The sequence below is a fragment of the Pseudomonas sp. 8209 genome (assembly GCF_028682105.1).
In the GTDB taxonomy this organism is placed as follows: domain Bacteria; phylum Pseudomonadota; class Gammaproteobacteria; order Pseudomonadales; family Pseudomonadaceae; genus Aquipseudomonas; species Aquipseudomonas palmensis.
The window spans coordinates 377,863-393,204 of record NZ_JANIAH010000004.1; the positions used below are offsets into that span (position 1 = coordinate 377,863).

At 65.8% G+C, this 15,342-nt stretch carries 14 protein-coding genes; 5 read left to right on the forward strand and 9 right to left on the reverse strand.

The annotated features are described in order from the left end of the window. Positions 1-40: 40 nt before the first annotated feature. Positions 41-2,233 carry a TonB-dependent alcaligin siderophore receptor FauA gene (fauA, locus tag NP552_RS10925; protein ID WP_116054834.1) on the reverse strand — a complete coding sequence of 731 codons (2,193 nt, stop codon included), beginning with the start codon at positions 2,231-2,233 and terminating at the stop codon, positions 41-43. 124 nt (positions 2,234-2,357) lie between these two features. Continuing rightward, positions 2,358-3,296 (reverse strand): helix-turn-helix transcriptional regulator, encoded by a 939-nt coding sequence (locus NP552_RS10930; RefSeq protein WP_157811430.1) that lies wholly within the window; start codon positions 3,294-3,296, stop codon positions 2,358-2,360. A 79-nt stretch (positions 3,297-3,375) separates the two neighbouring features. Here NP552_RS10930 and NP552_RS10935 point away from each other — a divergent pair, with 79 nt between their 5' ends. Next, positions 3,376-3,837, forward strand: a complete 462-nt coding sequence (locus NP552_RS10935; protein ID WP_100633371.1) for a GNAT family N-acetyltransferase — start codon at positions 3,376-3,378, stop codon at positions 3,835-3,837. Positions 3,838-3,916: 79 nt separating this feature from the next. Here the strand turns inward: NP552_RS10935 and NP552_RS10940 are convergent, their stop codons facing one another. The 6 genes from NP552_RS10940 to NP552_RS10965 all read right to left on the reverse strand — a co-directional run bounded on the left by NP552_RS10940 (position 3,917) and on the right by NP552_RS10965 (position 9,710). Further along, positions 3,917-6,340: a TonB-dependent siderophore receptor gene (locus tag NP552_RS10940; RefSeq protein ID WP_274096724.1), complete on the reverse strand. Its 2,424-nt coding sequence runs from the start codon at positions 6,338-6,340 to the stop codon at positions 3,917-3,919. A 108-nt stretch (positions 6,341-6,448) separates the two neighbouring features. Continuing rightward, on the reverse strand, positions 6,449-7,420 hold the full coding sequence (locus NP552_RS10945) for a FecR domain-containing protein (RefSeq protein ID WP_274096725.1): 972 nt from the start codon (positions 7,418-7,420) through the stop codon (positions 6,449-6,451). Further along, positions 7,417-7,920 (reverse strand): sigma-70 family RNA polymerase sigma factor, encoded by a 504-nt coding sequence (locus NP552_RS10950; RefSeq protein ID WP_043860903.1) that lies wholly within the window; start codon positions 7,918-7,920, stop codon positions 7,417-7,419. The genes NP552_RS10945 and NP552_RS10950 overlap by 4 nt, the downstream gene beginning before the upstream one ends. A 147-nt stretch (positions 7,921-8,067) precedes the next feature. After that, the gene (locus tag NP552_RS10955) at positions 8,068-8,505 is read right to left on the reverse strand and encodes a hypothetical protein (protein WP_054915124.1); all 438 of its coding nucleotides are present in this window, start codon (positions 8,503-8,505) and stop codon (positions 8,068-8,070) included. 91 nt (positions 8,506-8,596) lie between these two features. Next, positions 8,597-8,806, reverse strand: coding sequence for a DUF6434 domain-containing protein (locus tag NP552_RS10960; protein WP_043860901.1), 210 nt, complete (start codon positions 8,804-8,806; stop codon positions 8,597-8,599). After that, positions 8,796-9,710 carry a helix-turn-helix domain-containing protein gene (locus NP552_RS10965; RefSeq protein WP_054915122.1) on the reverse strand — a complete coding sequence of 305 codons (915 nt, stop codon included), beginning with the start codon at positions 9,708-9,710 and terminating at the stop codon, positions 8,796-8,798. The genes NP552_RS10960 and NP552_RS10965 overlap by 11 nt, the downstream gene beginning before the upstream one ends. A gap of 173 nt (positions 9,711-9,883) precedes the next feature. Here NP552_RS10965 and NP552_RS10970 point away from each other — a divergent pair, with 173 nt between their 5' ends. From NP552_RS10970 to NP552_RS10985, 4 genes are all read left to right on the forward strand, one after another. Then, complete coding sequence (locus tag NP552_RS10970; RefSeq protein ID WP_043860899.1) at positions 9,884-11,242, forward strand: glutamine synthetase family protein; 1,359 nt, start codon at positions 9,884-9,886, stop codon at positions 11,240-11,242. 48 nt (positions 11,243-11,290) lie between these two features. Next, positions 11,291-12,379, forward strand: a complete 1,089-nt coding sequence (locus tag NP552_RS10975) for a polyamine ABC transporter substrate-binding protein (RefSeq protein ID WP_274096726.1) — start codon at positions 11,291-11,293, stop codon at positions 12,377-12,379. Next, positions 12,376-13,680, forward strand: a complete 1,305-nt coding sequence (locus NP552_RS10980) for an NAD(P)/FAD-dependent oxidoreductase (RefSeq protein WP_100633377.1) — start codon at positions 12,376-12,378, stop codon at positions 13,678-13,680. Before NP552_RS10975 ends, NP552_RS10980 begins: the two co-directional genes overlap by 4 nt. Before the next feature lie 64 nt (positions 13,681-13,744). Continuing rightward, the gene (locus NP552_RS10985; protein ID WP_058541232.1) at positions 13,745-14,365 is read left to right on the forward strand and encodes a cell wall hydrolase; all 621 of its coding nucleotides are present in this window, start codon (positions 13,745-13,747) and stop codon (positions 14,363-14,365) included. Between the two features lie 13 nt (positions 14,366-14,378). On the opposite strand, the gene NP552_RS10990 is transcribed toward NP552_RS10985, so the two are convergent. Further along, entirely contained in the window at positions 14,379-15,209 is an 831-nt protein-coding gene (locus tag NP552_RS10990) for a hypothetical protein (protein ID WP_196933145.1), read from the reverse strand. Positions 15,210-15,342: the final 133 nt, after the last annotated feature.

A 15,342-nucleotide genomic window follows, 5' to 3' on the forward strand; every position in this document is an offset into this window, starting at 1 on the left:
GGCGCAGTACTTGTGGGAGCGGGCTTGACCCGCGATGCGGTCAGAAGGTGGCGCGCACGCTCAGGCGCAGGTTGCGCGGCTCGCCGTACCAGCCCTGGCTGTAGAAGCCGATCTGCTCGTAGTAACGCTTGTCGAACAGGTTGTCGACATGCGCACTGACACTCAGGTGGTCGTTGAGGGCGTAACGGCTCATCAGGCTGACCAGCGTGTAGCCGCCTTGCTCCAGGTCGGTGAAACCGCCCGGCATCGCCACGTCGCTGCGTGACACGCCACTGCGCCACGTTGCGCCTCCGCCCACGGTCAGTTTGTCCAGCACACCGCCCAGGCGGTAGGTGGTGAACAGCTTGGCCTGGGTGCGCGGGTGGTTGGTGTTGATCGCCTTGTCGTCAGCATTGCGGGCAATGAAGTGGGTGTAGCTGGCCGACAGGTTCCACTGCTCGGTGAGCTGTCCGGCCAGCTCCAGGTCGAAGCCGTCGACCCGCGCCCCGGTGCCGGCCTTGTACGCCTGCTCATTGGGGCGCCCCTCCACGTTCACCCCCGGGATCGCTTCGGCCAGGCCCTCCTGCTGGGTGCGGTACACCGCCAGCGCTGCGTTCAGGCGACCGTCCAGGTAGCCGGCCTTGATGCCGGCCTCGTAGCTGTCACCGGTCACCGGGTCGAGGATGCTGCCGTCCGGCCCGCGCGCGTTCTGCTGGTTGAAGATGCTGGTGTAGCTGGTGTACAGGCTGTAGGTCGAGTTCAGGTCATACACCAGCCCCGCGTAGGGCGTCACTTCGTTGCGGTAGCGGTACTGGCGCAGGCTGCCGTAGTAGTCCTGGTCGATTTCCCAGTTGCTGACCCGTGCGCCGAGTATCAGGTGCAGCGGGTCGGCCAGCGACAGGCGCGTTACCGCGTAGCCGCCGTTCTGCCGGGTGTGGGTGGCATCGCCCGAGGCACGCACGTTGGACCAGGCGGGCTCGGCAATGTGGTTGCTGTTCCAGTCCATGAAGTTGCCGGTATCCGGCACCGTGCCCAGCGGCCTGAACTGGTCGATGGTCAGGTCGTCGTCGATGCTCATCGCACCGAACGCCAGTTCGTGGCTGCGGCCCAGCAGCTGGAACGGCCCGCTGGCGGTCAGGTGCCAGTCGTCACGGGTGCGTTCGCCCTCGTACTTGAGGAAGCTGGCCGACATGCCGCGCCCGGTTTCGCGGTCCGGGTAGCCGCCGCGGTACAGGTAGCGCATGCGGTAGTTGCCTTCGAAGCGGCTGTAGGCGGCGCGCAGCTTCCAGTCGTTTTCCAACTGGTGCTCGAGGTCGACGAAGGCGGTGGTGGACTCGGTGCCGAAGTAGCCCCACTTGGTGTTGTTGGCCGCCGATCGGCCGAAATCGGTACGCCCGCCGTCCTTGTAGAACAGCGGAAAGCCGCTGCCCATGCCGTCGGTTTCGTTCTTCTGGTACTCCAGGCTGGTGGTCAGCCGGGTGCGCGGGCCCAGTTCGCTGCTGACCACGCCGTACAAGGTGCGCGAGCCGTAGTCCAGGTAGCTGACGTGGCTGTCCTTCTGCGAATAGGCGGCCACCACCCGCGCGGCGATGCGCCCGTCCTCGGTCAGCGGGGCCGACACGTCCACATCACCACGTCGCTCGTCCCAGCGCCCGATGCCCGCCGAGCCGCTGGCGGCGAACTCGGGCAGCGGGCGCTTGCGCACGAAGTTGACCGCCGCCGACGGGCTGCCGGCGCCGGTCAGCAGGCCGGTGGAGCCGCGCACGATCTCGACGCGATCATAGATGGCCGAGTCCATCTCGGTGGCGCCGAAGTTCCAGAAGCCGTTGATCGGCGAGGCCAGGCCGTCGAACTGGAAGTTGTCGATGGTGAAACCACGCGCCGAGAACGACAGGCGATTGCTGTCGTTGCGCACATGGGAAATGCCCGGCGCGCTGTCGAGAATCTGCGCGGTGTTGCTCAGGCCCTCGTCCTCGATCTGCTGGCGGGTCACCACGCTGACCGACTGCGGGGTTTCGCGGATCGACATCGGCAAGCCGATGGCGGTGGACATCGCGCCGGTGGTGTAGCTGGCGCTGCCTTCGGTGGTCTGCGGCCGGTACGCCTCGCCCTGTACGTCGGTGGCCTGCAGTGTCAGCACCGGCTTTTCGGCGGACTCCTCGGCACTGGCCATCAGGGAGACAAAGGCCCCGCCCAGCAGGGCGATACGCACGCTGCTGATCGGTCGGGTAGAGGGGGCAAGGCGGCGCTGCATGGGAATCGTTCTCCGCAGAGTATCGTTATCGTCTGCGTATTATTCACAGTTGCTTGCGGGGCCACGTTTGGCAGATGCCAGACTGCTTATGGGCGCTGCCAAAGCGTGCGTCGGGTGGGGAACTTCAGGCGGTCTCGCGGGGGGCGTGGCCAAAGCGCTGGCGAAACGCGGTGGCGAAATTGCTGGCGTGGCGGTAGCCGACATGGTGGGCGGCCTGCTGGATCTGCCAGCCCTGTTCGAGCAACTGGCGGGCCTGGTCGAGGCGCCGGTTGCGCAGGTAGCCGAACACCGTTTCGCCGTACAGCGCGCGGAACTTGCTGCGCAGTGAGCTGCTGCTCATGCAGGCCAGGCGCGCCAGTTCGGTGAGGTCGTGCTCGTCGCCGGGCTGCTGGTGCAGGTGCTCGCGCACCCGTTCGAGCATCAGCCGGTCGCGTGGGCACAGGCCCGGCGAAGGGGCCGGCAGGCTGTCGAAACTGGCCAGGCCGTGGCTGAGCAGTTGCAGGCTCAGGCCCTGGCACAACAGGTGCTGCAGGGTGCCTTGCCAGCGACCGGACAACATGTCTTCGATGCCCGCCAGCAGGTGCGCGGGCAGGGCCCAGCAACTCAGGGCCGAGCCGTGGCCGCGCAGGCGGGCCTCGATCAGCTCGGCCAAGGCCTCTTCGCCCACATCCTGCGGGCGGCGCAGCGACAGGTTGAGCCCGCGCAGGTGCGCGCCACCGCGGTGCAGTGCCGACATCGGCCGGCCATCGCCGCACAGCGCGGTGATGCAGGCGCCTGGTTGCAGGGGCTGGGTGCGGGTGTAGGTGATCGAGGCCTGACCCTGGAGTACCAGCGCGAGGGTCAGGTCGGGCATGTCCAGTGAATCGGCGCGGTAGGTGTGGAAGGCCTGCACGTCGGAGTTCACCAGGCTGAAGCCGGGGGCCAGGCGATGTTCGCTGATATGGCCCTGCATCAGGCACGGATCGTCCTCGCCGCCGTCGCCTTCGGGCAGGCTATAGTGCACGTCGTAGCGCTGGCCCAGGGCATGGAAGTCGCTCAGCAGGTAGCGGGTGGGCGCGGACAAGACAGGGCTCGGGTGTCGAAAAAAGTAAGGCGATAATAGCATTCATTCTCAAATGCAGGGTGGCTGGAGTGGGGCGGTGATGAGCGAAACATGTCAGGTGCGCCAAGCACTGGAAACGGATGTGCCGGCGATCAGCCGGGTGATTGTCCAGGCCTTGCGCACGAGCAACAGCCAGGATTATTCGCCGGCGGTGATTGCGCGGGTGGAGCAGAGTTTTTCCCCCGAGGCGCTGCTGGGGTTGATGGCGCGCCGGCAGGTGGTGGTGGCGCAGTTGGGCGGGCAGGTGGTGGGTACCGCGAGCCTGGAGGGGGACGTGGTGCGCACGGTGTTCGTGGCGCCGGACCGGCAGGGGCTGGGCATCGGTCGGGCCTTGATGCTGCATGTTGAAGAGCTGGCCGGTGCGTCGGGGGTGCAGGCGCTGCGGGTACCGTCCTCGCTGACGGCGCAGGCGTTCTATGCGCGGTTGGGGTATGCGGTGGTACGCGAGGTGGTGGAGGGGGAAGAGCGCACCATCGTGATGGCCAGGGCGCTGGGCAGGTGACACCGCGTCGGGGCATTCGCCGGCAAGGCAGGCTCCTACAGGCTGTGCAGGAGCCGGCCTTGCCGGCGAAACAGGCGCCTCAGAACTGCGGCGTGTACTTGACGCTGAACATCATGTTGCGCGGCTCGCCGTAGTTGTTGTTGCCGCCGAGCTGGTTGTAGCCCGAGGCAATGTAGTGTTTGTCGAACAGGTTGTTGGCGTTGACTGCCACGCTCACCTCTGGCGTCAGCTGATAGGCCAGGCGTGCATTCCACACCGTGTAACCGGGCACATCAAACGTACTCTCGTAACCCAGTGTGTGGCTCTGGCTGCTGAAGCCCAGGCCCGCGCTTACGCGGCTCCAGTCGCCCGGCAAACGGTAGTCGCTCCATACCCGCAGCATGTGCTTGGGGGTCCACTGGTTGAAGACCTTGCCTTCGTTCTCCGGGTCCTTGATGTACGTGGTGGTGGTGTAGGTGTACCCGGCGAACAGCTGCAGGTCGGGCATCACTTCGCCACTGATTTCGGCTTCGAAACCCTGGCTGCGCACCTTGCCGGACGCTTTCGAGCAATCGCCGGAGCCACATTGCGCAGAAGCGTCGGTGATCGCTCGGTTGTTCTGGTCGTAGCGGAACACGGCGAACGAGGTGTTGACCCGGCCATCCATCAGTTCGCCCTTGAGGCCCACTTCGTAGTTGCTGCCGACAATCGGCTTCAGCACCGATTGTGCGGCATCGAGTTCGCTCTGCGGCTGGAACACGTCGGTGTAGCTGGCGTAGGCCGCCCATTCCTGGGTCAGGTCATAGATGATGCCGGCATAGGGGGTAACCACACCGGTTTCGGTCATGACGCTTGGGTCAGCGACCGTCACCGTGTTGCCCTGTGTGATGACTGAGGAGTAGCGGAAGTCGTACCAGCTCACGCGCGAGCCAAGCACTACGGTCAACGGCTCGGCCAACTTGACCCGCCAACTGCCGTACAGGCCTTTCTGGCGCACGTCATATTCGCTTGCGGTGGCTCGGCCGCCGTCACGCATCAGGCTGTCGTAGCTGGGTTTGGGGCGGTCGTGGTCGATATCGAAGATATTGCCGCCGTTGATGAAGGTGCGCGCGAACACATCGTCGGTCTTGAGCTGGGAATAGTTGCCACCCAGGATGAGTTCCTGTTGCAGCCCCAGCGTCTCGAAATGGCCGTTGACGTAGGCGTCCAGACCCACCTTGGTCGAGTCGAAGTCTGTGTACCAGTTGGCATATTGGACACCGCTGCCGTCAGGATTCAGCCCTTGGCCGGTGGTTTGCACCCGCTGGTGCAGCGAGTCGTTGTTCTCGCTCATGTACACGGCGGCGGCATGCACCTTCCAGTCGTCGTTGAAGCGGTGGTCGAGGTCGGCAAACACCGTGGTCACGTCGATTTCCGAGTGGTTCCAGAGCGCGCCGGTATAGGTCGAGCGCGGCACGTCCACAGGGCGTCCGTCGGCATAGCGCGGCAGGCCACGCAGCATGGGCCGTGAGGTGTTGTCCGAGTAGCTGACGCCCACACCCACGGTGGTGTCCGGGCTCAGGTCGAAATCCAGCGCGCCGTACAGCGAGTGGGTCTTGCTCCACTCGTAGTCGATGAACGACTGGCTCTGGTCTTCGTCGGCGACGAAGCGCCCGCGGATCGTGCCCTGCGGGTTCAGCGGGCCGCCAGCGTCCAGTTGCAGGCCGTAGTGGTCCCAGGAGCCGGCCTTGCCGGTGACGGTCACGGTGGGTTTGTCCTGCCCGCGCTTGCGCACCAGGTTGATCGCGCCGCCCGGGCTGCCGGTGCCCTGCAGCAGGCCCGAGGCACCGCGCAGGAACTCGATGCGGTCGAAGAAGATCAGGTCCTGGGTCGCCCAGTTGCCCAGCGAGTAGGTGTTGCGCGGAATCGGTACGCCGTCGTACTGCCAGTCGTCGATCTGAAAGCCGCGCGACATCAGGATCATGCCCTTGCCCACGCCTTGCTGGCCGACCAGGCCGGTGGTCTGGTTGGCGGCGTCCTTGAGGTTGGTCAGGCCCTGGTCGTCCATCTGCTTGCGGGTCATGACGCTGACCGACTGGGGGATTTCCTTGAGCGTGTGTTCGCCCTTGCCGATGGTGGTGACCCGCGCTGCGTAGGAGTTCGAGCCTTCGGTGGTGGCCAGGTTGCGCACCTCGGTGATGCTGGTGGCGCCCAGCTCCAGTGCGCCTGCGGTGTCTACCCCCGGCACCACGCTGAAGTGGCCGCTGCCGGTCACCAGCAGTTGCAGCCCGCTGCCGGCCAGTGCGGCCTGCAGGGCCTGCTCGGCGCTCATCTGCCCACGGACGGCCGGGGCCTGTTTGCCCTGCACCAGGGCCGGGTCGAGGGAGATGATCTGTCCGCTCTGGCTGGCGATGGCATTGAGCGTGGCGGCGAGCGGGCCGGCCGGCAGGTTGAACGCAAGTGCCTGCTGCTGGGCAGACACGGCGCAGCTCAGGGTGGCCAGGGCAGCGGCGGCGGGGAGGGCGCGGGACCAAGGGTTGAGCACGGAATTCTCCTGATTGTGTGTGCAGTCAGGAGATAGGTGGGATGAGAAATGAAAACCGGACACAAATGCGATTGTTTTTCATAAAAACTTATCAGAGGGTTCTCGGGCTCAGCTTTTCGGGCCGATCAGGGTCAACCACGGGCCGTAGTGTCGCACCTCGATCGGCAGTGTTTCGGCCAGCGCACCGAAGCTGCGCTGCGGATAGTTGAGCGGGAACACCCCTTGCACGCGCAGGTTGCGCACCTGCGGCGCGACACGCACGAAGCCGCGGGTGTAGGGGCGCAGCGCGTCGACCACTGCATCCAGCGGGTCATCCAGTACATTCAGGTGCCCGTTCAGCCAGTCGGCGCGGTGACGCTCGTCCCGGCCCAGACGCTCGATGCGCTGGGCGTGCAGCAGGGCGGCCTGGCCTTCCTGCAGGTCCAGTTCGCTGCCATCGTGCAGGCGTGCGCGCACCGCATGCTGCAGCACCACCACGCGGGTGGCGTCGGGCTGCTGGCTGACCAGAAAGCGCGTGCCCAGCGCGCGGATTTCGCCCTGGGCGGTGCGCACGCGCAGGGGGCGCTGCGGGTCGGGTGCCACTTCAATCACCAGTTCGCCCTGGCGCAGCAGCACCAGGCGCTGGTGGGCATCGAATTGAAGGTCGACGGCAGTGCTAGCGTTCAGGCTCAGCTGGCTGCCATCTTCCAGTTCCAGGGTGCGCCGCTCGCCGGTACCGGTGTGCAGGTCGGCCATCAGCGTGGTGCCGACCTCGCTGCGCGCCGCCAGCCACAACCCGCCGCCCAGCAGGCCCAGCCCGCCGATGGCGCGCAGCACATCGCGCCGGGAGGTGCCGGGCTGCATCAGCACGCGCCGGGCTTCGCCGGCCTGGCCGGGCAGGCGCTGGTCCAGCGCCCGCACGGTGCCGAACGCGCCACCCAGGCGCTCCTGCAGCCGGCCCCAGGCCTGGGCATGGGCCGGGTCGCTGTTGAGCCAGGTATCGAAACGGGCGTGCAGGCGGGTGTCGTTGCGATCGGCGCTCAGGCGCACCATCCAGTCGATGGCCTGCTCCGCGGCCGGGTCGAGGCGGGCCTTGCTCATGGTGCCATCTCGGCCAGGTAGCACTGGCGCAGGGCCTGTTTCATGTAGCGGCTGACGGTGCGCTCCGACAGCGCGAGCTTGCGCCCGATCTCCACATAGCTCAGGCCATCGAGCTGGCTGTAGAGGAAGGCTGCCTTGACCACCGCGGGCAGGCCGGTGAGCGCTCGGTCGATGGCCACCAGCGCTTCGACCAGCAGCAGTTGTTCCTCCGGGGAGGGCGCTACCTGCTCGGGTAGGCTCGACAGGCGTTCCAGGTAGGCATTTTCGAGTTGGCGGCGGCGGTGGCGGTCGAAGATCAGCCGGCGCGCGATGGTCGACAGAAAGGCCCGCGGTTGCTGGATGCTGTCCGGATCAACCCGCGCCACCAGCAATTGGCAGAACGCCTCGGCAGCCGTGTCTTCGGCGTCGGCGCGGTTGCGCAGGCGCTTCTGGATGTGTTGCAGCAGCCAGCGGTGGTGGTCGCTGAAGAAGAAGCCGAGCTTGGAGGAAGGCGTGTGCACCGGGAACGACTCGACAGTGAATGTGAATAGTTCTCAATACTACAGTGTCGCAATGCCTGTGTGTAGCCTGGGCGGGGGTGCAATCGCGCGCGGGTTGCGCCAGGGCGCGTTGCCGGCTCTGCCGGCAACGCGCCCCAGGCATGGCCGTCAGGCGGCGGCCTGGGCTTGCAGCACCAGTTGCCCGTCGACCTCGACAACCAGCCCGCTGGCGACGAACAGTGGCACCAGGCGTTTGTGCAGCTGTGGCTCGACGAAGGCCTTGATGGCGTCCAGGTCCAGGTTGCCGCTGACATCCAGTTCGGCCTTGGTGTAGGACAGCCAGGCTTTTTTCAGGACCATCAGCACATCGCTGGCGGTGGTGGTGGCGAAGCGGCGATGGGTGACCTGGCCCTGGAAGTCGAAGGTATGGGCGAAGGCGTAGCCGCTCTCGTCGCCCTTGTTTTCCAGGCAGCGGCTGCATGCGCAGGCGCCGTCGGCGAATGCGGCGCGCAGGTAGGTGTTGAAGTCCACCACGGGTTTGAGGCCCAGGCGCTTGTCGACTTCGAACAGGTCCCCGGTCATGTTCGCATCAGCGTTCAACGTCATTTCCTCACAGTCATCCAGTTGGGTTTGCAGGGCGGCACAATACCAGCCTGGGCTGCCAGTGGGTACTTGCGCAGGGATGTCGCGGGTTCAGCTAAGCACTACGACGTCTGGCCCACTCATCCACCACATCCCCCATCGTCCGCGCCGTACCATCGACTATCCACGCCATCAACGGCCGGTCGAACCTGAAATCCTCGCCACACTGCTCACGCATGAACCGCCGCACGTTCTGCGTGTTGCGGTAATCCTCGCCCACCGGTGTATCCCGGGTAATCACCCCGCCATGCCAGTCAAAAGCCATACCGTGTCTCCTTGCGTCGTTTGAGGGTTTCACTGGGCAACTCCTTGAACAGCGCCTGATAACTGCTGGAAAACCGCCCCAGGTGCCAGAACGACCAGCGCATCGCCACTTCCGCCACGGTGTGGCCGCGCGCGGTCAGCAGCTCGCGGTGCGCGCCATTGAGGCGGCGCAGGCGCAGCCAGTGGCTGGGCGTGATGCCGGTGTACGCCTTGAACGCATGCTGCAACTGACGCACCGAACTGCCGGCCACCTGCGCCAGTTGCAGCAGGTTCAATGACTCCTCCGGCGAATCCGCCGCCCATTCGCTGACCTTGCGCATGATGGTGCGCTCCTCGGTGCGCCGCCACAGCTCGCCTCGGTCCAGGCACACCGAGGCGGTGTCGAGAATGTACAGACAATCGTCCAGCAACTGCCTGGCCAGCACCTGCTGGCACGGCGCGTCCTCGCTCTGCGAGAGGCGCGTCAGGGTACTGCTCAGCCAGCCGCTGAACAAGGCATTGCGCTGGGAATTGAGCGGTGCCATGAACAGACCTTCGAGCGCCGCAACGTCCACGCCGTGCTCACGCACGAACGCAGGGCCGAACACGACGGCCACTTCCTGGTAGTTCTCGGGGGTGATCCAGATGTTGCGGCTTTCGCCATTGAGCACGTACAGGCTGTTGTCACTGCGGTCGAAGCAGAACGACAGCGAACCGCCGGGGGCGCTGAAGCTCTGCTCCACCCGGGTGTTCATGCGCTCTTCGTACACCTCCACGCCCTGCAGGTCGAGGCAGCGCACCATCCCGGCAAAGTGCCCGGGTGACATCTGCTGGTAGTGCTGTGCCCAGCCTGGCGTGGCGCGTACCTGTTCGGCCACATCGGCACTGGTGAAGGCCTGTACCCGCAAGGGCGACGGGGTTGTCATGAGAACCTCTGAATGCACTGCTTTGGTGCATTTTCTTCTGCTCAAAGTGGATAGATGCAGCCGCAGCTGCGGCACCAAGATAGACCTCAACGCGGCGCAGGGGAAGCCAGGCCTTGCCCGCCCGCGCCACACACACCCTTGCGCATGCCCTGCATCACGACAACGAGGTTCTCATGAATACCCCCTTCGATCAGCTGTCCACCTGGCTGAAAGAACACAAGATCACTGAAGTGGAATGCGTGGTCACCGACCTGACCGGTATCGCCCGCGGCAAGATCGCCCCCACCAACAAGTTCCTGCATGAGCGAGGCATGCGCCTGCCGGAAAGTGTGCTGCTGCAGACTGTGACCGGCGACTTCGTCGAGGACGAGATCTACTACGACCTGCTCGACCCGGCCGACATCGACATGCTCTGCCGCCCCGACTCGACGGCCATCTACCCGGTACCCTGGGCGCTGGAGCCCACCGCGATCGTGATCCACGACACCTTCGACAAGCAGGGCAACCCCATCGAGCTGTCGCCGCGCAACGTGCTCAAGAAAGTCCTCAAGCTGTACGCCGACAAGGGCTGGCAACCGATCGTGGCACCGGAGATGGAGTTCTACCTGACCCAGCGCTGCGAAGACCCGGACCTGCCGTTGCAGGCGCCACTGGGCCGTTCGGGCCGCGCCGAAAGTGGCCGCCAGTCGTTCTCCATCGATGCCGCCAACGAGTTCGACCCGCTGTTCGAGGACGTCTACGACTGGTGCGAGGCCCAGGGCCTGGACCTGGACACGCTGATTCACGAAGACGGCCCGGCGCAGATGGAAATCAACTTCCGCCACGGCGACGCCCTGGACCTGGCCGACCAGATCACCGTGTTCAAACGCACCATGCGCGAGGCCGCACTCAAGCACAACGTCACCGCCACCTTCATGGCCAAGCCGGTGGGCGACGAGCCGGGCAGCGCCATGCACCTGCACCAGAGCGTGGTCGACAGCGCCACCGGCAAGCCGATCTTCGTCAATGACGACGGCAGCATGAGCGAGCTGTTCCTGCAGCACATCGGCGGCCTGCAGAAGTACATCCCCAAGGTGTTGCCGATGTTCGCGCCCAACGTCAACTCGTTCCGCCGCTTTCTGCCCGACACCTCGGCACCGGTGAACGTGGAGTGGGGCGAAGAGAACCGCACCGTGGGCCTGCGCGTGCCCACCTCCAGCCCCGAGTCGATGCGCGTTGAGAACCGCCTGCCCGGCGCCGATGCCAACCCGTACCTGGCGATTGCCGCCAGCCTGCTGTGCGGCTACCTGGGCATGGTCGAGGGCATCGCGCCCAGCGCCCCGGTGCAGGGGCGTGCGTATGAGCGGCGCAACCTGCGCCTGCCGATCACCATCGAGGACGCGCTGGCGCACATGGAAGACTGCCCGACCATCGAACGCTACCTGGGCAGCAAGTTCGTGCGTGGCTACGTGGCGGTCAAGCGCGCCGAGCACGAGAACTTCAAGCGCGTGATCAGTTCGTGGGAGCGCGAGTTCCTGCTGCTGAGCGTGTGATGCGCTGACCTGCCGATCATCGATAAAACAATCAGAAGAGGTGTCGATATGCGTCTGTTGAAATCCGTGTTGCCGGTGGCCCTGGGGTTGCTGTGGGGGGCCGCCGCACAGGCCCAGCCGAGCGTCAGCGTGTACAACTGGACCGATTACATCGGCCCCACCACCCTGGCCGACTTTCAGGGGGCGACCGGGATCAAGGTGATCTACGACGTGTTCGACTCCAACGAAACCCTGGAGGGCAAGCTGCTGGCGGGGCGCACCGGCTACGACGTGGTGGTGCCGTCCAACCACTTCCTGGCGCGCCAGATCAAGGCCGGGGCGTTTCTGGAGCTGGACCGCTCGCAACTGCCCAACTGGAAGAACCTCGACCCGGTGCTGCTCAGGAAACTGGAGGACAACGACCCCGGCAACCGCCACTCGGTGCCCTACCTGTGGGGCACCAATGGCATCGGCTACAACGTCGACAAGGTCAAACAGGTGCTGGGCATCGACCATATCGATTCGTGGGCGGTGCTGTTCGAGCCCGAGAACCTGAAAAAACTCAGCCAGTGCGGCGTGTCGTTCATGGATTCTGCCGACGAGCTGTTCCCGGCAGTGCTCAACTACATGGGCCTGGACCCGCGCAGCGAAAACCCGCAGGACTACAAGAAGGCCGAGGCCAAGCTGCTGGCGCTGCGCCCGTACATCACCTACTTCCATTCCTCCAAGTACGTCACGGACCTGGCCAACGGCGACATCTGCATCGCCTTCGGTTACTCCGGCGACGTGTTCCAGGCGGCCAACCGCGCCAGGGAAGCCCACAACGGCGTGAACATCGCCTATTCGATTCCCAAGGAGGGCAGCAACCTGTGGTTCGACCTGCTGGCGATCTCGGCCGACGCCACCAACCCCAAGGAGGCGCACGCCTTCATCAACTACCTGATGGACCCGCAGGTGATCGCCAAGGTCAGCACCCTGGTGGGCTACGCCAACCCTACGCCGGCTTCGCGCCAGTACATGGCCGCCGACCTGGTCGACAACCCCGAGGTGTATCCGCCCCAGGCGGTGCTCGACAAACTGTACATCTCCAGCACCCCCACGCCGGCCATCATGCGCTTGATGACCCGCTCGTGGAGCAAAGTGAAATCGAACAAATGAACAACGTGAATGGCAATGCGCAACACGCCCGTTCGTACTACGCAGCGACGGCCAGAAGCCAGGCCGACTACCCGACGCTGGAGCAGGACCTGATCGCCGATGTGTGCGTGATCGGCGGTGGCTTCACGGGGGTCAACACCGCCATCGAACTGGCTCGCCGCGGGCTTTCGGTGGTGTTGCTGGAGGGGCGGCGCATCGGCTGGGGTGCCAGCGGGCGCAACGGCGGGCAACTGATTCGCGGCATCGGCCACGAGGTGTCGGGGTTTGCCCGCTACGTGGGGCAGGAAGGGGTGGCCTACCTGCAACGCGCCGGCATCGAGTCGGTGGAGGTGGTGGGCCGCCGGGTGCAGGAGGACGGCATCGACTGCGACCTGCGCTGGGGCTTCTGCGAGCTGGCCAATACCCCGGCGCAGTACGCAGCGTTCCAGGCTGAACAGCAGAGCCTGGAGGCGCTGGGCTATCGGCACCAGACCCGACTCTACGGGCCGCAGCAGATGCACGAGGTGGTGGCCTCGAAGGTGTATGCCGGCGGGCTGCTGGACATGGGCTCCGGCCACCTGCACCCGCTCGACCTGGTGCAGGGCGAGGCGCGCCTGGCGGCGTCGCTGGGGGTGCAGGTGTTCGAGCACAGCACGGTGCTCGAACTGGTGCATGGCCCCACCGTGCAGGTGCGCTGCGCGCGCGGCAGCGTGCGGGCCGGCAGCCTGGTGCTGGCGTGCAATGCGCACCTGGACGACCTGGAGCCACGCCTGAGCGGCAAGGTGCTGCCGGCCGGCAGCTACATCATCACCACCGAGCCGCTGTCGGCACCGCGCGCCACCGGGCTGATCCCACAGAACCTGGCGCTGTGCGACCAGAAGGTCGGCCTGGACTACTACCGCCTTACTGCCGACCGGCGCCTGCTGTTCGGCGGGGCCTGCCATTATTCCGGGCGCGACCCGGCGGATATCGCCGGCTACATGCTGCCCAAGCTGCTCAAGGTGTTCCCGCAACTGGCGGATGTGCGCATCGACTTTCAATGGGGCGGCAAGATCGGCATTACCGCCAATCGCTTTCCACAGGTGGGACGCCTGCAGCAGCACCCCAACGTGTTCTACGCCCAGGGCTATTCGGGGCACGGGGTGAACGTCACCCACTGGACGGCGAAGTTGCTGGCCGAGGCGATCCACGCCGGGCATAGCCAGGGCCTGGATATCTTCAGCAAGGTGCCGCACATGACCTTCCCCGGCGGCCCGGCCCTGCGCTCGCCACTGCTGGCGCTGGGCATGTTGTGGTACCGCCTGCGCGAGCTGCTGGGGTAGGGCGGCGCAAATCGCCGGTTGCAGCTACTGTGCATCTATCAGAGGCTCACAAGAAGGCTCGGTCATGCGCTCATTCGCTGCAGTTTGCTGTCTTGCCGTGTGGTTGATCGCTGTTCTGCCGGGCTCTGCCGCCGCGGCGCCGCCTGCGGCGGTAGCCGAAGACAAGGCCCAGGTGCTGGAGCAGAAGGCTGCCGAACAGGGGCGCGAGGCCAGCGTACCCAGCGACCAGGCCATCACCCGCAGCGAAGTGCAGGCGGTCGACCCCAAGGGCGAGGCCGCGCTGGATGACGCGATCACCTGCCTGGCGCGCACCCTCTACTGGGAGGCCAAGGGCGGTGAGGCGGCGGACATGCAGGGTGTGGCCAGCGTGGTGATGAACCGGCTGGGGCACGAAGGGTTTCCGGGCACCGTGTGCGAGGTGGTCAAGCAGGGCATCAAGGAGCGTACATGCCAGTTCTCGTGGTGGTGCGACGGGCGCTCGGACGATGTGGAAGAGCCGGTGCAGTACACCGTGGCCAAGGAAATCGCGCGCAAGGCGCTGAATCAGCAACTGACCGACAGCACCGATGGCGCGATGTACTTTCATGACCGCCATGTGCATCCCGCGTGGGCCAGGACGTACTTGAAGACCGCCGAAACTCCCAGGTTCCTGTTCTACAAGCCGCGTGCGGGGGAGGCCCGTTGAAGGGGCGACGCGGTTACGAGCAGCCCGGGTAGGTGGTGCATTGGCGCCCGTCCATCTCGAAGGTGCTGAAGGTCTGCTGGCGGTAGCTGCAGGAGGCTTCGCCAACCCACTTCCATTGTGAAGCGCAGGGCTTCATGCCATTGCCGACCGGTGACCAGTTCTCGGGATAAAGCGGCCACTCCTTGTCGATGAGGCGGTACACGAAGCGCAGGTCGGTCTTGTTCAGCTGGGTGTAGGCGACGTTGGCGACCGGGCCGGGGTGCCTGGAGGTCCGCTCCAGGGGTTGCCACTGGCTGTCGGCGGCGAGGCAGTCGATGTCCCTGGCCAGCACGTGGCGCTCATGCCCGGGCAAGATGTGGTAGGCCGTGCCGCACAGGCGGCGCACAACCAGCTCGGGGTCTGCGTCGCGCACCGGCCCAGTGCCGTCGGGCAGTGCCGGCAATACCTTGACCCCCGCCAGGCTGTACCGCCCGCTGGGGGACTTGATGCTCACTGTGATGTTGTCCAGTTGCTGGGTGCAACTGCCGATGGTGTAGGTCAGCGGGATCCTGAACGTGACGGTGCGCGCGTCGGGGTGCGCATCGGCCTGGTCGGTGCGGTACTGGTTGGGGCGCGAGCGCATGCCGCCGGTGGCGGGGGAGGCCACGGTGCAGCGGTACGGGTCGAGCGGGGCGTAGCTGGCGTTGTAGGTGACGCCGTGGTTGGGCGGGAGTTCGGCGATCAGCGTGGTGCTGCTCAAGCCGTAGTGGCTGGTGGCGCCCACGACGCTTTCCTTGGCGACGAAACCGATCAGGCTGCAGGCGGGCAGCAGGGGCAGGGCCAGTAGCAGGTACAGCGGTTTCATCCGGGGCCATCCGTGGGCAAGTGCGGGAGGGGATGGTGCGCGATTGTGCGGGTGTGGGCAAGGGGCTGCAACGACCCAATCGCGGGTCAAGCCCGCTCCCACAGGATCACCGCAGTCATGTGGGAGCGGGCTT